Below are 17,109 nucleotides of genomic sequence, written 5' to 3' on the forward strand. Positions count from 1 at the left end.
CCTGGGGCATTCGGCTTGACGCCGATCCGCCAGCTGGCGCACCATCATGCCATAGCGCCACGCCGGGTTTCCCGGCTCGGGACAAGGGGGGTTATCATGAACAAGGCAAGATCATTTACCGTCGCCGGCCTGTTGCTGGCATCATTGCTGGGCACGGGAGCGGCCCGTGCCAATGACATGCTGGGGTCCTATGTCGCGCGTATTTCCGACCGGGACCACCATGCCAGCGATGGCTACGAATTGGACAGTGCCGCGCAGATGGTGCGGCAGGACCGCGCCAACTGGCACAAGTTTCACCGGCGCGACGCCGATGATCAAGGTGACGACTGGTTCAGCAGCAATGACGACCGCGCAAATCTGCAGCGCATGCTGCAGCGCGGCGGCGCGATGAGTTCCTCGACCAAACGTGCCATCGTCAATGGCGAGCCGCTGATCCAGGTCGACGTCTACGAAGAAAGCGTGCACGTCAGCATTCTGGAGGATTGACTTCGTCAGCGTCCGGGAAGACTGAGGACTGAAAGAACAGGGCGGCTCATAGGCCGCCCTGTTTCGTCACTGCAGTCGATCGAGAAATCTCAGGCGGCTTCATCCTTGTCGTCGGCGGCCTCGTCGGACTCGTCCTTCTCGTCAGCGTCGTCGTCTTCGTCCTCGTCGTCGCCTGAGAGGACGGCAGCCTTGTCGTCCTCCTCGTCGGTATCTTCGCCGTCTTCGTCGTCGCCATCCTCATCGTCATCCGACAGATCGGCAGCTTCGATCGCAGCGGCAGCGGTTTGATCGAGGGTCGTTTCGGAAGCGGATACAAGCGCCTCGGTGTCGCCCGAGGTTTCTTCTGTCACTTCGATTTCGTGCGCGGAATTCATGGAAGCCTCCGTGGGGTTGGGGAACATGTCCCTTTTGCCACGGAGAGATCATCGTCATATGACTGTAAGCCGGCTCGAACGCCCGGCCGGCAGAATTTTTTCGAGCGTGTTAGCCGGCGATCCTGGAGAAATCCGCGACTTGATCCGTCGCCGCGCGGATGCGAGCGAGCAGCGCCAGGCGGTTGGCGCGCACGGACTGGTCCTCGTCATTTACGAGCACTTGCTCAAAGAATGAATCAACCGGTTCACGCAACACGCTAAGTGCCAGCATGGCGCCGGAAAAGTCTTCATTCTGAATCGCTTCGCCGGCTTGCTTCTCAGCCTGATTCACCGCCGCAAACAGCGATTTCTCGGCATCCTCACGAAACAGCGCCGGCTCGACAGCGCTTGCAATCGCCGTTTTCTTCTTCTCCTCGGCGGCCAGAATGTTGGCCGCGCGCTTGGTGCCGGCGAGCAGGTTCCTGCCATCCTCGGTATCGAGGAAGGAGCCCAGCGCTTCGACCCGGCTGACGATCTGCAAGAGGTCGTCAGACTGCGGCGTGATGACGGCGTCGATCAGATCATGCCGCGCACCCTGGTCGCGGAGGTAGACTTTGAGGCGGTCATGGAAGAAGGCGAGGAGGTCGCCAATGAATGGGACCAAGGAGGCTTCCAGCTCCATTACGCGCTGGCCATCGAAGAATTCTCGCTCTGGATCGGAAGCGCCAAAGGTTTCGGCAATTGCCTTCTCGAGGCCGTTCTTCACCAGTTCAGCGACAAGACCTGCTTCCGGTAAGAGACGGCTCGTGCCTCTGTACTCGTGAATACGAGTATCCAGCATGGCCACCACGCCTCGGCTTTCGGCGCCCTCACCCAGACGTTCATATGCCGCGAGCGCCGATGAAACCGTCGCTGCAATGGCAACGCCAAAGGAAAGCTTGATCCTGTTTTCGAGCACGATCCTGACCACCCCCAGCGCCGCCCTTCGTAGCGCGTAAGGATCCTTTGACCCCGTCGGCTTTTCGTCGATGGCCCAGAAACCGACCAGCGTGTCGAGCTTGTCGGCGAGCGCCACGGCAATCGAGACCGGATCGGTCGGCACACGGTCGGACGGACCTTGCGGTTTGTAGTGCTCCTCGATCGCCGCGGCGACGGACGCGTGCTCGCCCTGGAGCAGCGCATATTTGCGGCCCATGGCGCCCTGCAATTCCGGAAACTCGCCCACCACTTCGGTGGTGAGGTCGGCCTTCGCCAGCACAGCGGCCCGCTTGGCGAGTGCGGGAATCTCCCCCCTCGAGGGGGATATGTCGCCGAAGGCGACGGAGGGGGTCGGCACGACAGGGTGCGACTCCTTCTCGCGGACAGAAGACGTCGGCGCTTCACGCGCGGCAACCCCCTCTGGCCTGCCGGCCATCTCCCCCTCGAGGGGGGAGAGCGACTTCGCCACGATCGGCGCCAATTCTTCAGCAAGCCGGGCAATCCGCTCCACCCGCTCGCCCTGGGTGCCGAGCTTGGCGTGGAAGGTGACGCCGAGATGGTCGAGGCGGGCCATGCGCTGGTCGAGCGGCTTGTTCAGATTGAGGCCGAATTTTGCCGCCGACGCCTGCAACTGGTCGAGATCAGGCACGTTGCCCTGGTCGGTCTTCCAGAAATACAGCGCATCGGACAGGCGGGCGCGCACCACCTTGCCGTTGCCGTGCGCGATCTCCTTGCCGCCATCCCTAGCCTCGATGTTGGCTGTCAGGATGAAGCGGTTGGAAAGGCCTTCGCTGGTGCCTTGTGGCCGCGTCACAAAACACTTCTGGTTGGCGCGGATGGTCAGCCGGATCACCTCGGCCGGAATGGCGAGAAAATCCTGCTCGAACTCGCCCATCAGCACGACCGGCCATTCGACCAGGCCTGACACTTCCTCCAGCAGCCCCTCGTCCTCGACCAGGTCGAGCCCGTTGGCGAAGGCGAGGTTCCTGGCATCGGCAAGGATGATTTCCTTGCGCCGGTCGCCATCGAGCACGACCTTCGCCGCCTCCAGCTTGGTCACATAGTCATCGAAGCGGCGCACGGTGATGGCATCCGGCGCATGAAAGCGGTGGCCGTAGGTGACATTGCCCGCGCGGATGCCGTCGATCTCGAAATCGACCACCACCGGTTCTTCGGTCTCGGGGCCAAAAGTGCACAGGATCGACTGCAGCGGCCGCACCCAGCGCAAGGAGCCGGGCTTTGCCGAAGCCGGCCCCCAGCGCATCGATGTCGGCCATGGGAAGCTGCGGATGACGCCCGGCACCAGTTCGGCAATGATTGCTTCCGCCACCCTGCCCGGCTTCGAAATGTGGGCGACATAGAAGTCGCCCTTCTTCGGATCGGAATGAACATGCGCCTCGGCAATCGAGGCCAGCCCGGCCTTGCGCAGGAAACCCTGGACCGCCTGTTCGGGCGCCGTCGTCGAGGGTCCCTTGATCTCCTCGTGAATGTCCTTCGAACGCGCGGTCAGGCCCCTGATATCGAGCGTGAGGCGCCGCGGCGTCCAGTATTCGCGCGCGGCGTCATAGGTCAGCCCGGCCTCGACCAGACCGTCGGTCAGCATCTTCCTGAGGTCACCCGCCGCCTTGCGCTGCATGCGGGCAGGAATTTCCTCGGAGCGAAGTTCTAGAAGCAGGTCGGGCATCGGTCAGCTCATGCGGGAGGTGGTCCGGGCGGGGCATAGCAACTCGGCTGGCCGCTGTCACCCTTTCCGCGCAGCGATCGTCGGCTTCCGCCGATTTCCGGAAATTTTCCATGATCTGTCGGGACGCCGCCGACCGGCTCGTCCTTGGATCAAAGATTTCCATGAACCGAACGCAGCGCTGAAGCGACACACGCTCAGGCAGAGAACTATTGGCTGAACGATCATGAAGACGATATCGACATTGCTGCAGATACTCGCGCTCAGCGCCTGCTTCACAGCGCAGGTTCATGGCGCGTTCGCGATGCCGGGCGTTCGCCGCGCCTTGCAAACGATGGACGCCTTTACCCTCTCAACAAGGATCTAGGCGGCCAGGCCACCTGCCTGCGTCAGCAGAAATGCCTCGCCGCAGGCTTTCGCCAGATTGCGCACCCGCAAGATGTAGCTCTGCCGTTCGGTGACGGAGATCACGCCGCGCGCGTCGAGCAAGTTGAAGACATGGCTGGCCTTGATGCACTGGTCGTAGGCCGGGAAGACCATCCTGTGCATCGGCAGATTGTCGTTCGAAGCCGGCGCGCCGGCATCGAGCAGCGCCTTGCACTCGGCTTCGGCGTCTTCGAAATGGCGCAGCAGCATCGCGGTGTTGGCGAATTCGAAATTGTGGCGCGAATATTCCTGCTCGGCCTGCAGGAAGACGTCGCCATAGGTCACCTTGTCGGTGCCTTCGCGGCCGTTGAAGTTAAGATCGTAGACATTGTCGACGCCTTGCACATACATGGCCAGCCGCTCCAGCCCATAGGTCAGCTCACCCGCCACCGGCGCGCATTCGATGCCGCAGACCTGCTGGAAATAGGTGAACTGCGACACTTCCATGCCGTCGCACCAGCACTCCCAGCCCAGCCCCCAGGCGCCCAGCGTGGGGCTTGCCCAGTCGTCCTCGACGAAGCGGATGTCGTGCAGCAGCGGATCGACGCCGATTGCCTTGAGCGAGCCGAGATAGAGCTCCTGCAGATTGGGCGGATTGGGCTTCAGGATCACCTGGTACTGGTAATAATGCTGCAGCCGGTTCGGGTTCTCGCCATAGCGCCCGTCCTTGGGCCGGCGCGAGGGCTGCACATAGGCGGCGTTCCAGTGTTTTGGCCCGAGCGCGCGCAGCGTCGTCGCCGGATGAAATGTGCCGGCGCCGACTTCCATGTCGTAGGGCTGCAGGATAACGCAACCATAGTCCGCCCAGTAATTGTGCAAGGTCAGGATCAGCCCCTGGAAGGAGCGGCTGGGATGCATGTGGGCGGGAATATTGACGGTCACGGCGGCCTCGACGGAGCGGCGGAATGCGGCATTCCCTAGATGCCTGGCCGGCAAGCGTCAAGGCAAGGCATGCCGGCATGGGATCGCTGCGACGGTGCAAAGGGCACGTTGAAAGCTTTGCGGGCGGCTGGCCCATTGCCGGCCATGGCAGCCTGCGGTCTGTTCGACGCTCGCATCGCCAGTGTCAACGACAGCAGGTCCAGCAATGTCCAGCCCAATCACCGTCCGCCCCGTCACGCGACAGGATTTCGAGCAATGGCTGCCGCTGTGGGACGGCTACAATGCCTTTTACGGCCGCTCGGGCGAGACGGCCCTGCCGCGCGAAATCACCGAGATGACATGGTCGCGGTTTTTCGATGCCTATGAGCCGGTGCATGCGCTGGTTGCCGAGAGCGGCGGGCAGTTGCTCGGCCTCGTGCACTACCTCTATCACCGCAGCACCACGGCGATCGCGCCGAACTGCTATCTGCAGGATCTTTTCACGTCAGAGGCTTCGCGTGGCAAGGGCGTCGGCAGGGCCCTCATCAATGGCGTCTACGACCTTGCCAAAGCCGCAGGTTCAGGCCGGGTCTACTGGCTGACTCATGAGACCAACCACACGGCGATGAAGCTCTACGACAAGATCGGTGACCGCTCAGGGTTCGTCGTCTACCGAAAGCTGTTCTGACACAAAAACGGGGCCGATATCGGCCCCGTCTTGTTAAATCGAGATGGGGGCTCAGCCCTTCGGAGCCGTCGCCGGCTCGGGCTTGACCTTCGGGGTTTCCTGCGCCGTGTTGGATACGATCGGCGGCAGGCCCTTCAAGAGCTTCTGCTGCAAGGTGGCGAGCACATCGGGGTCCGGCTTCAGGTCGCGGGCCTGGTTCCACTGGAAGGTGGCTTCCAGCTTGCGGCCGACGCGCCAGTAAGCGTCGCCGAGATGGTCGTTCAGCACCGGATCTTCCGGCTTCAGCGACACGGCGCGCTCCATTTCGCGCACGGCGTCGTCGAACCGGCCCATGCGGAAATAGGCCCAGCCCAGCGAATCGACGATGTAGCCATCGCTCGGTCGCAGGTCGACGGCCTTCTGGATCATCGCCAGGCCTTCCTTGAGGTTCATGTTCATGTCGACCCAGGAATAGCCGAGATAGTTGAGAACCTGCGGCTGGTCGGGCAACAGTTCCAGCGCCTTGCGGAAATTCGGCTCGGCCTTCGGCCATTCCTTCAGCCGCTCATAGGCGATGCCGCGCTGGTAGTAGACGTTCCAGTTGGCCGCATTCGGGGTCTTCAGCACCGCGACCGCCTTGTCGTAGAGGTCGGCGGCCGAGCGGAAATCGTCCTTCGAGGAATAGACACCGCCGAGCGCCAGATAGGCGCGCATGTCGTCGGGATGAGCGGCGACGAACGCCTTCAGATGGGCGATCGCCTCGTCATGGCGGTCGAGATCGGCAAGGTTGAGGCCGAGTTGCAGGTCCGAAAGCTCCTTCAGCGGCGAAGAGTCAGGGATACGGCGGTAGAGCGCGATGGCGCCCTCGCCGTCCTTCAGCTGCTCGGAGACGGCGGCGAGCTGCACAAGTGCCGCGTCGCTCTCGGGCTTCAGCGCCAAGGCGTATTGCAGATAGAGGCGGACGAAAGGCTCGCCGCCGCCGCGATTGAGCGCGGTGGCGAGGTCAAGCAGGATTTCCGAGGCGCCGTCCGACGGGCCGGCAACGAAAGGCTCGATCTTCTCGCCCTTGCCGATCTTGTCGCGCAGCGCCGTTATTTCCAGCTTGCCCGGCGAAAACGCCTCGGCCTGGTCGAGCACCGACAGCGCCTTGTCCTTGTCGCCCTTGCGGGCGAAGAAAGAAGCGTAAGCCTGTGCATTGCGCATCCAGGTTTCGGGCGAAGCGCCACCGGCGGTGGTGTCGGCCAAGGTCGCGGCGTAGATCGCATCGGCTTTTTCGGACTGGCCCGAGGCGTCGGCAATCAGCGCGCGATGGAAGGATTTGAACAGGCCGAACCAGTCCGGGCCTTGGAGCTTGTCGACGGAGGCCATCGCTTCGGTGGCGTCGCCGGCGCCTTGCTGCGCCCAACCGGACATGACACCGGAGATGAGCCGGTCGAGATCGGATTCGAGCGACAGCTTGAGCCAGTACTGGGCCTTGGTAAAATCCTTCTTGTGGAAGGAATCGACCGCCAGCGCCAGGCGCGAGAAGCGCTCGACGTCGGGAACTTCCTTGAGCTTGTCGGCATAGGCCAGGGATTCTTCGAAGCGGCCTTGCGCGATCAGCGACAGCATCAGGCTCTGCTGCAAGGAGGTGTCGCCGGGAGCGAAGGCGAGCGCCTGCTTGTAGTAGGCGATGGCATTGTCAAGGTCATTGTCGCCTTCGGCGATCCGCGCGGCCAGATAGGCTCCCGAAAAGGATGTGATCTTGACCGGTTCGGTGGTCTGTTTGGCATAGGCCGGCAGACCAGAGATCGCCATGCCCGTCACAATTGCCAGCCCTGTCAGCCAGCGCGCACGTCCTTGCCGCATCGTATCCCTTTCAGCCAAACGCAAGCCCCGCGTCAGCGGGATCGCCGTAGACTCGATCTTTTCCCGACAAAGCATGGCCTTTTTGGGGTCAGGCTTCAATCCGCCTCAAATTCACAATCGGGTCACCCGATTAACAAACCATGGCGCGGAGGTCATAATTAGGCAGGATTGCGCCCCCGGAAGCCGAATTGAGAGGCGGCCTGGCGCAAGAAGCGCCAGCCAGCGCTTCCTCAGTTCACCCGGCTAATGCAGAAATCGATGACGTCGATCAGCGCCGATTTCTGCGGCGTCGCCTCCAGCGGCGCCAGCGCGTCGCGGGCGATCTCGCCGAAATGGCGGGCGCGGCCGATCGTGTCGGCAATGGCGCCATGGCGGGTCATCAGGCCGATGGCCTTTTCCAGCCCGGCATCGTCCGTGACATTGTCCTCGATTGCGCGCTTCCAGAAGGTGCGCTCGGCCTTGGTGCCGCGCCGGTAGGCGAGGATCACCGGCAGCGTCACCTTGCCCTCGCGGAAATCGTCGCCGACATTCTTGCCGAGATCCTTGCTGGAGCCGCCATAATCCAGCGCGTCATCGATCAGCTGGAAGGCAAGGCCGAGGTTCATGCCGTAGGAGCGCAGGGCCGCGCGATCGTTGCGCGTCGCCAAGGCGATGACCGGGCCGACCTCGGCAGCGGCGGAAAACAGCGCCGCGGTCTTGGCTTTGATCACCGCAAAATGCTCATCCTCGGTGGTTTCGAGGTTCTTGGCGGCGGCAAGCTGCATCACCTCGCCCTCGGCGATGATGGAAGCCGCGCTGGACAGGATGTCGAGCGCCTCGAGCGAGCCGACATCGACCATCATGCGGAAAGCCTGGCCGAGCATGAAATCGCCGACCAGCACGCTCGCCTGGTTGCCCCAGATCATGCGGGCGGTCTTCTTGCCACGCCGCATGCCGCTCTCGTCGACGACGTCGTCATGCAAAAGCGTGGCCGTGTGCATGAATTCAACCGATGTGGCGAGCTTGACGTGGCCCTCGCCGGAATAGCCGAACATCTGGGCGGCGGCGAGCGTCAGCATCGGCCGCAACCGCTTGCCGCCAGACGAGATCAAATGGTTGGCAACCTCCGGGATCATCTCGACGTCGGAGCCGGCCTTGGACAGGATCAGCTCATTGACGCGCCCCATGTCGGCCGCCGTCAGGTCGATGAGATCCTTGATGGAGGCGGCTTCCCGCTTCCCATTTTCGATGTTGAGAACGACACCCACTACAATCACTCCCGTCTGATAGCACGCGCGCGACGGCCCTTGTCCCTGCATGACTCTAGGGCTGCACCCACGGGCACGGCAAGAGGCGAATTGGCGCGGTTGCGGTGACGGCGTGTCAATATTCGAGAGAGAGCATGGCGTTGACCGAAAACCGCTTCACACTTTTCGGCACCATGCTCCAGCGTTTACATCGACGCTGCAAGCTGCGAGTTTCATCCGATGATAGAGCTCATCCGCACCAACGACGCCGTGATCATCTCCTTTGTCGAATCGCTGATGCGCGACGCCGGCATCGGCTGTTTCGTCGCCGACCAGAACATGAGCGTGCTCGACGGGTCGATCGGCATCCTGCCGCGGCGCATCATGGTCGACGCCGATCAGGCCGACATGGCCCGGCGCATCCTGACGGATGCCGGCATCGCCAACGAGATCCGTCAAAAATAATGGCCGCGTCACCAACCGCCTCCGTCCCGGATACGCCGGCCCACACGGTCGACGCCTTCCACCGCGGACGCTTCTGGCTGGTGCAGCCGCGACAGGCAGGCCACCGCGCCGGCATGGACGCCATGATGCTGGCGGCTTCCGTGCCATCCGCCTTCGCCGGGCGCCTTGCCGATTTCGGCGCCGGTGCAGGTGCTGCCGGGCTCGCGGTGCTGTCGCGCTGTCCGGCAGCCGATGTGGTGCTGGTCGAACGCTCCCCTGAAATGGCGGCCTTTGCCGCAACCACGCTTGCCCACCCTGGCAATGCGCATCTCGGCAACCGCGGCTCGGTGCTGACGGCCGATGTCACGCTGTCGGGCCGGGCGCGAACGCAAGCCGGCCTTGCCGACAATTCCTTCGATTTCGTCATCATGAACCCGCCCTTCAACGCCGCCGAGGATCGCGCCACGCCCGACCGCTTGAGGAAAGAGGCGCATGTCATGGAGGACGGGCTGTTCGAGAGCTGGATCCGCAGCGCGGCAGCGGTTGCCAGGCCGCGCGGCGGGCTTGCCGTCATCGCCCGGCCGGAGCAGCTCGGCGTCCTGCTCGAAGCGATCTCAGGCCGCTTCGGCGATGCCGAGATGCTGGCAGTGCATCCTCGCCCCGAGGCGGCAGCGATCCGAATCGTCGTCAGGGCGGCACTCGGCGCGCGCGGCAAACTGTCGATCCGCCCGCCGCTGATGCTGCATGAACAATCGGGCGATGGGCCATCGGAGCGGACCGAGATGATCAACAACGGGCTGGCGTCGCTGTTCGGCGACTGATTTTGAGTTTTGTGCATGTCGTTGCCCCAAAACCGCTGCACACTTTTGGGCGACATGCATGGCGGCATTGCCGTTGGCCGGCGAATCCCTACATGCGCTCGAGCAATTGACCGGAGATAGTGCCCTCGTGAAACGCCTTTTGAACCGCCTGCTGCCGAAATCCTGGCGCTCCACCGTCGTCACCATTCCGGTCATCCGGTTGCACGGCACCATCATGTCAGGCGGCGGCCAGTTCCGGCAGAACCTGTCGCTGGCCTCGACCGCCGGTCTCATCGAAAAGGCGTTTTCGTTCGACGCGCCGGCGGTTGCCATCTCGATCAATTCACCGGGCGGCTCGCCGGTGCAGTCGCGGCTGATCTTCAAACGCATTCGCGACCTGGCGAGCGAGAAGAACAAAAAAGTGCTGGTGTTCGTCGAGGACGTGGCGGCGTCGGGCGGCTATATGATTGCGGTCGCCGGCGACGAGATCTTTGCCGATCCGTCCTCCATCGTCGGCTCGATCGGCGTGGTGTCGGCCTCGTTCGGCTTTCCCGAGCTGATGAAGAAGATCGGTGTCGAGCGGCGCGTCCACACCGCCGGCCAGAACAAGGCGGTGCTCGACCCGTTCAAGCCGGAGAAGAAGGAAGATGTCGAACGGCTGAAGGCGCTGCAGCTCGAAGTTCACGACACCTTCATCGAGCTGGTCAAGGACCGGCGCGGCAGCAAGCTGAAGAACGACCCGGACCTGTTCACCGGCCTGTTCTGGACCGGCAAGAAGGGGCTGGAGCTCGGCCTCGTCGATGCACTGGGCGACATGCGCACCGTGCTCAAGACGCGTTTCGGGGCCAAGACCCAGCTTAAGCTGATCACGACGCCGCGCGGCTTCCTCAGCCGGTTCGGCCTGTTTGGTTCGAGCCAGCGCTTTTCAGCGCCCGATATTGCCGCCGCCGCGGCGACCGGCGTCGTCGATGCGGCGGAAGAACGCGCGCTGTGGGCACGCTTCGGGCTTTGAAAAGCCGGTGAAAACGTCTAGCATGAGTGGTTGACCGACCCCACCGGCCGCGTTTGCCGGACTCGCGAGGGAGGAGTTTTGACATGCCACAGATCATTTTCTTCGCCGCCGTCGGCGCGCTGGCCTATGTCGGATACCGCTCCTTCGTCAGGGAAGCGCAGCGCGTGACGGCCAAGATACGGCGCACCGAAAAGCAGGCGGCCAACGGCACGATGGGTACGCTGGTCAAGGATCCGAAGACCGGCGAATACCGCCTGGCCAAGGACTGACCGTCATCTCCCTCGCCGCTGAGACCGTGAATTCCGACGCCCGGACGTGGCCTGCGCATGCCAAGATCAACCTTGCGCTGCACGTCACCGGCAGGCGGCCGGATGGCTACCATCTGATTGAAAGCCTGGCCGTGTTTACCCGTTTTGGCGACAGGGTGGAGACGACGCTTGCCGACAGCGACCAGTTTTCGGTGTCCGGCAAGTACGCATCCGCGGTTCCTCTCGACAGCGACAATCTGGCGGTGAAAGCGCGCGACGCGCTGCGCATGGCGGCCGGTCTCCAGCACACGCCGCCGGTGGTCATCCGGCTTGAAAAGAACCTGCCGGTCGCGTCCGGCGTCGGCGGTGGCTCGAGCGATGCGGCGGCGGTGCTACGCGGTCTGACGCAGGCATGGCGCCTGGACATCGACGATGCCGAACTGGCGCGGATCGGCCTCTCGCTTGGCGCCGATGTTCCGATGTGCCTTGCGGCAAAACCGCTGATCGCGCGCGGCGTTGGCGATGAGCTGTCAATCGTGCCGGATTTTCCTGCCCTCGGTCTGGTTCTGGTCAATCCCGGCACCGCCGTCTCCACCGCCGAGGTGTTCGCAGCCCTTGCCCGTCGCGACAATGACGGGCTGCCGCCGCTGCCGCGTACGTTCGATTTTCACAGCGTCCGCAACTGGCTGGAGATCACCCGCAACGATCTCGAGCCGGCGGCCAGCGCCATCCTGCCTGCTATCGGCAGGGCGCTCTCGGTGCTGAACAGAGCCGGATCGGGGTTCTCGCGGATGTCGGGTTCCGGCGCAACCTGCTTCGGACTGTTCGAGACCGGCAATGTGGCCAAACGCGCGGCGGCCGAAATCCGCAGCCGCGAACCGGACTGGTTTGTCGCCGCGACGCGCAGCATCGCATCGGAGGGAGCTGATGGGCAGAATTGACGAAAGCCGCGCCTTTGTTCCGGTGCGCATCGCGGTGCTGACGGTTTCCGATACGCGCAGCCTTGCCGACGACAAATCCGGCCAGACGCTGGCCGATCGCATCGCCGAGGCCGGCCATATCCTGGCCGCCCGCGACATCGTCACCGACGACCGCGACAAGATCCGCGACACGGTTTTAGCCTGGTCGCGGGACAGGGATATCGATGTGGTGATCACCACCGGCGGCACCGGCTTTACCGGCCGCGACGTGACGCCGGAAGCGCTGGAGCCGATCTTCGAAAAGCGCATGGATGGCTTTTCCGAAGTGTTTCACCGCATTTCCTACGACAAGATCGGCACCTCGACGATCCAGAGCCGGGCGACCGGCGGCGTCGTCAACGCCACCTTCGTCTTCGTGCTGCCAGGCTCGCCCGGCGCCTGCAAGGATGCCTGGGACGGCATTTTGAAGCCGCAGCTCGACTACCGGCACATGCCTTGCAACTTCGTCGAGATCATGCCGCGCCTGGACGAGCATCTGCGGCGCGGCAAGAGCGGATAAGAGCCCGGATCAGCGAATGACCGGTTCGCCATGAAAACGCCGGCGCGAGGGCGGTGAAACGCCAAAGCCGACCTCCATCATCAGCCGCGGCGTGCGCGTCGGCACGGTGCCCATGTGGAAACCGAACGGGTCCTCGACAAAGCCGAGACCGGCCTCGCCGGTCAGCGTCACCGGGCTCTCGTCGCCATAGACGCCGAGCACGTCTTGCGCCGGATGGCCGACGAGCAGCGTCAGCTGATGCTTCAGGGCGCGGCGCTTGTGGCTGCCCCTGACATAGACATGCGGACCGGTGCCGGCATCGACGGGCTTCAGATAGAAGAAGAATTTCAGCATCCGCCAGTCGTCGAGATCGAAATGGTATTTGCCGAGCGACGCCAGGTTCTTGTCGGCGTCCGAGGCAGCCCCGGTCGGAAAGCTCCACCAGACGCGCGTGGTGATCAGTTTTGCCTGGCCGCCGAGATAGTTCGCGGCAATGTCGAGAAGCAGCGGATCGCGCTGGATTGCAAGAGCTGCGTCGCAGTCCAGGATGCGCTCGAAAAAGTGGCCGCTGAGCAAGGAGCGGCCAAAACGCTTTTCAGCCTCGGCATGATCGTCGGCCAAGAACTCGAGGCGGCGGTCGAAATTGCCGAAGCAAGGCGTGCGCTGCGCAAAGCTGGTGATTTCCTCATGGATCGCCTGCGGCAGGACAAACCCGGAAAACAACCCATCCGATTTCAGCGCGTTGACGACGGCGGTGCGGTCGACGCCGGTAAACATCGTATCCCCTGCCTCGCCTGCCGGCTTGGCCGCTTTGGCGCCAAGCCAGTGCAGGCGCCGCCCCGGCATGGTGCGGGCCAGCATGAACATCGGCAGCCAGGCCGGGTTCTCGCGAAGATCGGTCAGATAGGTCGGAATACGCGCTGCAATACGGCGCAACAGGCTGCCGTTTCGCGCAATTGCCTCAAGGCTGGCGGCGCCGGATTTGTCAGGGCTTGTAAAGGTCATCGGGTCCTCGGGTATGAACGCGGCACTGACGCAGCGTCGATGCTCACCGCTCCGGCATTACCCAAACCCTGATGTCCCGCATCGATGAAATGTTAGCCTCACGTCATATTTTGTGCAATGCACAATAATGTGTGCCCTGCAAAATCTGGAGGAGGCGCAGGCCCTCACTTCGCCGGCGCCACCCAGATGTCGGCATTGAGCCGTTTGGTCGCAAGGCCGCGCGCGATGGCCTCGGCGCTGCGCGCGTTTTTCGACAGGGCGGTGGCCTGTCGCTTGCTGATCACCAGACCTTCGGCGAGCGCCCGGTTTCCCGAAAAGATTCGCGACAGGAACGGCGTGCGGCTGCCGCGGGCGCGTGAGAACCGCGCCGGCATGGTCTGCTTGGCCGTGTGGGCGACGACTTCGTCGATCCAGCCTTCCGCCAGCCGCGCGCCCGGTTCCAGCAACAGCAGCCACTCGCCTTTCGCCTGCCTGATGCCGGCCGCAATGCCGCCGCTGACATAGTGGCAGCCGGCATGTTCGGCGACGCGGTGCGTCTGGTCGGTGGAACCGGTGTCGCAGACGATGACATCGCGCACCACGCCCTCGACCGCGCCGCCGATAAGCGAGGCGAGCGTGCGGGCAAGGCCCTCTTCATCATCAAGGGTTTCGATCAGGACGGTGAGCATGGTTAGCCGCATAGCGGAAAGCTGCGCTCCGCGCCAGTTTTCGCATCGCGGCATAAAAAGTTCTTGCTTTGTTCTCATCGACAAAATAGGAATAGTTTCATGAACAGAGCGATTCGACAGCCGACCGACAGTCCCTGGGAGAGGGCAAAAATGGAACATATCGTGCGTGCGGACATTGCAGCCTTCGGGGCAGGAAGAGCCGAGATGGCCAATGCGATGATCGAGCAGAGCGGCATGCGCGTCCGCCCGGACCGCAATCGCGGCCGCTCGGCCGGCATCAATCCGTCCGGCCGCTTCGAGCCGGTCAGCCGGCATGTCTTCGACGACGGCTGGAATTCGCTTGAGGAACTACCGCCTTTCAAGACCGAGGTGCAGGTCGAGAAGCCGCGCACCATCATCACCCGCAACGAATCGCCCGACATTTCCTTCGACCGCTCGATCAATCCCTATCGCGGCTGCGAGCATGGCTGCGTCTACTGCTTCGCGCGGCCGACGCACAGCTTCATGGGGCTGTCGCCGGGACTGGATTTCGAATCGAAGCTGTTCGCCAAGCCGGATGCGGCACGGTTGCTCGACAAGGAACTGTCGAAGGACGGCTACCAGCCGCGCACCATTGCCATCGGCACCAACACCGATCCCTACCAGCCGATCGAAAAGCAGTACCGGATCATGCGCGAGATCCTCGAAGTGCTGGAAGCGCGCGGCCATCCGGTCGGCATCGTCACCAAATCCGCCTTGGTGACGCGCGACATCGACATCCTGTCGCGCATGGCCGAGCGGGGGCTGGCCAAGGTGGCGCTGTCGGTGACGACGCTCGACCGCATGCTGGCCAGAACGATGGAGCCACGCGCCTCGACGCCGACCAAGCGGCTGGAGGCGATCAGGCAGCTTTCGGACGCCGGCATTCCGGCTTCGGTGATGGTGGCGCCGATCATCCCCGGCCTGACCGACCAGGAGATGGAGCGCATCCTCGATTCGGCACGCGCTGCCGGCGCCCGCGAGGCCGGCTATGTCGTGCTGCGCCTGCCGCTGGAGGTCAGCCCGATCTTCAAGGACTGGCTGCTGCGCCACTATCCCGACCGCTATCGCCACGTGATGTCGCTGATCCGTTCGATGCGCGACGGCAAGGATTACGATTCGGAGTGGGGCAAGCGCATGAAAGGTGCTGGCCCCTATGCCTGGCAGATCGGCCGGCGATTTGAGATCACCGCCAAGCGGCTCGGCCTCAATGCCGAGCGGCGCACGCTGCGGACCGACCAGTTCGTCGCCGCAGCCAACGCAACCGAGCAGTTGATGCTGCTTTGAAAATTATCATCTGTCTGCCGTTGCCGGCGGGCAGATGAAGAAATCCCGTCCGGCCTGTCCCCCGGCCTGCAGACGGTGCCCTCCCGGTCTTGCCCCACCTGACCCTGGAGGGACTTGCGGAGAATCGGAGCCGATGCGAACCTCGCCGCAACATGGCTCGCGCGCGTTCCGATTCTCCGCTTCTTTTCGAAATCGTCGAGAAGCCCGACTTCTCCTTCGAGACGAAGGCGATGGCTGAAGGCCTGTGGCCGGTGGCGGGGATGGACGAGGCCGGCCGCGGTCCGCTCGCAGGGCCGGTGGTGGCGGCGGCGGTGGTGCTCGATCCCGCCAACATTCCCGAAGGGCTCGATGATTCCAAGCGGCTGAACCATCTGCAGCGCGAGGCGCTGTTTCTCAAAATCCTCGGCTCCGCCTTCGGTGTGTCGATGGCCTCGATCAGCGCGGAAGGCATCGACGGCAGCAATATTCTCAAGGCCAGTTTAGAGGCGATGCGGCGCGCGCTGGTCGGCCTGCCCATACAGGCAAAACTGGCGCTGGCCGACGGCCGCGACGTGCCGCCCGGCCTGCCTTGCCTCGGGCGCGCGCTGATCAAGGGCGACCAGCGCTCGCAGTCGATCGCCGCCGCTTCGATCGTCGCCAAGGTGATGCGCGACCGCATGATGTGCGGCTGCGGCAGCCACCACGACCGCTACGGTTTCGAGATTCATATGGGCTATGCCACCGCCCGCCATCGCACGGCGATCGAAGCGCATGGACCGGTGGCACGGCTGCACCGCGTGTCGTTTGCGCCGTTCAGGCTTGGCGGGGTCGAGGTGGTGGAAGAAGAGAGCCTCACCGGGCTGGATTGAGCCGACGGCGGTGACGGCTAATCTCCCCCCTCGTGGGGGAGATGTCCGGCAGGACAGAGGGGGCTGCCCCGCCACCCTGTCAGCTTTTTATCTTTCCAGAATACCTACATGAATTAGCAGCCGGCGCTGCGCATCAGGACAGAACGCCGGCGATCCTTCGCGCCCCCCTCTGCCCTGCCGGGCATCTCCCCCACGAGGGGGGAGATTGGCAGCTTCGGCGTTCCGCTCCGTCCTGCAACAAAAAAGCCGCCAGGTTGCCCGGGCGGCTTCGATGATCCGATCGATGCGATCGTTTAGTTCAGCTTGGACTTCACGTCCTGCAGTGAGGCCTTGAACAGGTCGGCGCCGGCCTTGGCGTCGATCTTGCCGGCGAGCAGCGCGCGGGCGGCTTCGACGGCGATGTCGACAGCGCTGGCGCGCACTTCGGCGACTGCATCGCGCTCGGCCTGGCCGATCTTCTGCTCGGCAAGTGCTGTGCGCCTGACGACATAGTCCTCTGTCTTCTTGTGCGCCTCGGCGGCAAGCAATTCTGCTTCGCGCTTGGCGGCAGCGACGATGCTTGCTGCCTCCTGCTCGGCTTCCTTGCGCTTGCGCTGGTATTGGCCGAGCAATTGCTGAGCCTCCTTACGCAAGCGGCGCGCTTCCTCAAGCTCGTTGCTGATCTTGGCGGCGCGGGCATCGAGCGCCTTGGCGATCAGGCCCGGCACCTTGATGTAGACGGCAACGCCGAGGAAAATGACGAGGGCAACCGTGGCCCAAAGCGTCGCGAGAGATGTGGCGTCCATAATGCGCTCC

Annotated in this window: 19 protein-coding genes; 11 read left to right on the forward strand and 8 right to left on the reverse strand. The window is 63.6% G+C overall.

Annotated elements, in window-relative coordinates; genetic code table 11:
• Positions 1-96: 96 nt before the first annotated feature.
• Positions 97-486: a hypothetical protein gene (locus AC1DXN_RS02145; protein ID WP_477271791.1), complete on the forward strand. Its 390-nt coding sequence runs from the start codon at positions 97-99 to the stop codon at positions 484-486.
• An 89-nt stretch (positions 487-575) separates the two neighbouring features.
• Here the strand turns inward: AC1DXN_RS02145 and AC1DXN_RS02150 are convergent, their stop codons facing one another.
• Complete coding sequence (locus AC1DXN_RS02150) at positions 576-860, reverse strand: ATPase (RefSeq protein WP_477271789.1); 285 nt, start codon at positions 858-860, stop codon at positions 576-578.
• Between the two features lie 109 nt (positions 861-969).
• The gene (glyS, locus tag AC1DXN_RS02155) at positions 970-3,501 is read right to left on the reverse strand and encodes a glycine--tRNA ligase subunit beta (protein WP_477271787.1); all 2,532 of its coding nucleotides are present in this window, start codon (positions 3,499-3,501) and stop codon (positions 970-972) included.
• Positions 3,502-3,724: 223 nt separating this feature from the next.
• Here glyS and AC1DXN_RS02160 point away from each other — a divergent pair, with 223 nt between their 5' ends.
• Entirely contained in the window at positions 3,725-3,865 is a 141-nt protein-coding gene (locus tag AC1DXN_RS02160) for a hypothetical protein (RefSeq protein ID WP_477271785.1), read from the forward strand.
• On the opposite strand, the gene AC1DXN_RS02165 is transcribed toward AC1DXN_RS02160, so the two are convergent.
• A complete protein-coding gene (locus AC1DXN_RS02165) occupies positions 3,862-4,782 on the reverse strand; it encodes a glycine--tRNA ligase subunit alpha (protein ID WP_477272417.1) in 921 nt (306 codons plus the stop codon). The two genes, AC1DXN_RS02160 and AC1DXN_RS02165, sit on opposite strands and share 4 nt — an antisense overlap.
• Positions 4,783-5,011: 229 nt before the next feature.
• On the opposite strand from AC1DXN_RS02165, the gene AC1DXN_RS02170 reads away from it, so the two are divergent.
• A complete protein-coding gene (locus AC1DXN_RS02170; protein WP_477243478.1) occupies positions 5,012-5,473 on the forward strand; it encodes an N-acetyltransferase family protein in 462 nt (153 codons plus the stop codon).
• A 51-nt stretch (positions 5,474-5,524) separates the two neighbouring features.
• Here the strand turns inward: AC1DXN_RS02170 and AC1DXN_RS02175 are convergent, their stop codons facing one another.
• Positions 5,525-7,300 (reverse strand): tetratricopeptide repeat protein, encoded by a 1,776-nt coding sequence (locus AC1DXN_RS02175; protein WP_477271783.1) that lies wholly within the window; start codon positions 7,298-7,300, stop codon positions 5,525-5,527.
• Positions 7,301-7,530: 230 nt separating this feature from the next.
• On the reverse strand, positions 7,531-8,547 hold the full coding sequence (locus AC1DXN_RS02180; protein WP_477271781.1) for a polyprenyl synthetase family protein: 1,017 nt from the start codon (positions 8,545-8,547) through the stop codon (positions 7,531-7,533).
• A gap of 219 nt (positions 8,548-8,766) precedes the next feature.
• On the opposite strand from AC1DXN_RS02180, the gene AC1DXN_RS02185 reads away from it, so the two are divergent.
• The 6 genes from AC1DXN_RS02185 (at position 8,767) to moaB (ending at position 12,509) form a co-directional block, all read left to right on the forward strand.
• Positions 8,767-8,991: a putative signal transducing protein gene (locus AC1DXN_RS02185; RefSeq protein ID WP_477243474.1), complete on the forward strand. Its 225-nt coding sequence runs from the start codon at positions 8,767-8,769 to the stop codon at positions 8,989-8,991.
• Complete coding sequence (locus AC1DXN_RS02190; RefSeq protein WP_477271779.1) at positions 8,991-9,791, forward strand: tRNA1(Val) (adenine(37)-N6)-methyltransferase; 801 nt, start codon at positions 8,991-8,993, stop codon at positions 9,789-9,791. The genes AC1DXN_RS02185 and AC1DXN_RS02190 overlap by 1 nt, the downstream gene beginning before the upstream one ends.
• A gap of 127 nt (positions 9,792-9,918) precedes the next feature.
• Complete coding sequence (locus AC1DXN_RS02195; protein WP_477271777.1) at positions 9,919-10,782, forward strand: S49 family peptidase; 864 nt, start codon at positions 9,919-9,921, stop codon at positions 10,780-10,782.
• Positions 10,783-10,865: 83 nt separating this feature from the next.
• Positions 10,866-11,051 carry a hypothetical protein gene (locus AC1DXN_RS02200; RefSeq protein ID WP_477243468.1) on the forward strand — a complete coding sequence of 62 codons (186 nt, stop codon included), beginning with the start codon at positions 10,866-10,868 and terminating at the stop codon, positions 11,049-11,051.
• 26 nt (positions 11,052-11,077) lie between these two features.
• The gene (locus AC1DXN_RS02205) at positions 11,078-11,971 is read left to right on the forward strand and encodes a 4-(cytidine 5'-diphospho)-2-C-methyl-D-erythritol kinase (protein ID WP_477271775.1); all 894 of its coding nucleotides are present in this window, start codon (positions 11,078-11,080) and stop codon (positions 11,969-11,971) included.
• Positions 11,958-12,509, forward strand: a complete 552-nt coding sequence (gene moaB, locus AC1DXN_RS02210; RefSeq protein WP_477271773.1) for a molybdenum cofactor biosynthesis protein B — start codon at positions 11,958-11,960, stop codon at positions 12,507-12,509. Before AC1DXN_RS02205 ends, moaB begins: the two co-directional genes overlap by 14 nt.
• A 9-nt stretch (positions 12,510-12,518) precedes the next feature.
• On the opposite strand, the gene AC1DXN_RS02215 is transcribed toward moaB, so the two are convergent.
• Positions 12,519-13,493: a hypothetical protein gene (locus AC1DXN_RS02215; protein ID WP_477243462.1), complete on the reverse strand. Its 975-nt coding sequence runs from the start codon at positions 13,491-13,493 to the stop codon at positions 12,519-12,521.
• Positions 13,494-13,657: 164 nt separating this feature from the next.
• Positions 13,658-14,161 carry a glycosyltransferase gene (locus AC1DXN_RS02220; protein ID WP_477271771.1) on the reverse strand — a complete coding sequence of 168 codons (504 nt, stop codon included), beginning with the start codon at positions 14,159-14,161 and terminating at the stop codon, positions 13,658-13,660.
• 150 nt (positions 14,162-14,311) lie between these two features.
• Here AC1DXN_RS02220 and AC1DXN_RS02225 point away from each other — a divergent pair, with 150 nt between their 5' ends.
• Both AC1DXN_RS02225 and AC1DXN_RS02230 read left to right on the forward strand, forming a co-directional pair.
• Complete coding sequence (locus AC1DXN_RS02225; protein ID WP_477271769.1) at positions 14,312-15,466, forward strand: PA0069 family radical SAM protein; 1,155 nt, start codon at positions 14,312-14,314, stop codon at positions 15,464-15,466.
• A 152-nt stretch (positions 15,467-15,618) separates the two neighbouring features.
• A complete protein-coding gene (locus tag AC1DXN_RS02230; protein ID WP_477271767.1) occupies positions 15,619-16,314 on the forward strand; it encodes a ribonuclease HII in 696 nt (231 codons plus the stop codon).
• Positions 16,315-16,607: 293 nt separating this feature from the next.
• Here AC1DXN_RS02230 and AC1DXN_RS02235 read toward each other — a convergent pair whose 3' ends face one another.
• Entirely contained in the window at positions 16,608-17,099 is a 492-nt protein-coding gene (locus AC1DXN_RS02235; protein WP_477271765.1) for a F0F1 ATP synthase subunit B, read from the reverse strand.
• Positions 17,100-17,109 lie beyond the last annotated feature (10 nt).

This window comes from Mesorhizobium sp. P2_H9 (assembly GCF_056403215.1).

Coding starts and splice junctions, on each gene's coding strand:
- AC1DXN_RS02145 (WP_477271791.1), top strand. CDS start 97: ATGAACAAGGCAAGATCATTTACCGTCGCCGGCCTGTTGCTGGCATCA.
- AC1DXN_RS02150 (WP_477271789.1), bottom strand. CDS start 860: ATGAATTCCGCGCACGAAATCGAAGTGACAGAAGAAACCTCGGGCGAC.
- glyS (WP_477271787.1), bottom strand. CDS start 3,501: ATGCCCGACCTGCTTCTAGAACTTCGCTCCGAGGAAATTCCTGCCCGC.
- AC1DXN_RS02160 (WP_477271785.1), top strand. CDS start 3,725: ATGAAGACGATATCGACATTGCTGCAGATACTCGCGCTCAGCGCCTGC.
- AC1DXN_RS02165 (WP_477272417.1), bottom strand. CDS start 4,782: ATGCATCCCAGCCGCTCCTTCCAGGGGCTGATCCTGACCTTGCACAAT.
- AC1DXN_RS02170 (WP_477243478.1), top strand. CDS start 5,012: ATGTCCAGCCCAATCACCGTCCGCCCCGTCACGCGACAGGATTTCGAG.
- AC1DXN_RS02175 (WP_477271783.1), bottom strand. CDS start 7,300: ATGCGGCAAGGACGTGCGCGCTGGCTGACAGGGCTGGCAATTGTGACG.
- AC1DXN_RS02185 (WP_477243474.1), top strand. CDS start 8,767: ATGATAGAGCTCATCCGCACCAACGACGCCGTGATCATCTCCTTTGTC.
- AC1DXN_RS02190 (WP_477271779.1), top strand. CDS start 8,991: ATGGCCGCGTCACCAACCGCCTCCGTCCCGGATACGCCGGCCCACACG.
- AC1DXN_RS02200 (WP_477243468.1), top strand. CDS start 10,866: ATGCCACAGATCATTTTCTTCGCCGCCGTCGGCGCGCTGGCCTATGTC.
- moaB (WP_477271773.1), top strand. CDS start 11,958: ATGGGCAGAATTGACGAAAGCCGCGCCTTTGTTCCGGTGCGCATCGCG.
- AC1DXN_RS02215 (WP_477243462.1), bottom strand. CDS start 13,493: ATGACCTTTACAAGCCCTGACAAATCCGGCGCCGCCAGCCTTGAGGCA.
- AC1DXN_RS02220 (WP_477271771.1), bottom strand. CDS start 14,161: ATGCTCACCGTCCTGATCGAAACCCTTGATGATGAAGAGGGCCTTGCC.
- AC1DXN_RS02225 (WP_477271769.1), top strand. CDS start 14,312: ATGGAACATATCGTGCGTGCGGACATTGCAGCCTTCGGGGCAGGAAGA.
- AC1DXN_RS02230 (WP_477271767.1), top strand. CDS start 15,619: ATGGCTCGCGCGCGTTCCGATTCTCCGCTTCTTTTCGAAATCGTCGAG.
- AC1DXN_RS02235 (WP_477271765.1), bottom strand. CDS start 17,099: ATGGACGCCACATCTCTCGCGACGCTTTGGGCCACGGTTGCCCTCGTC.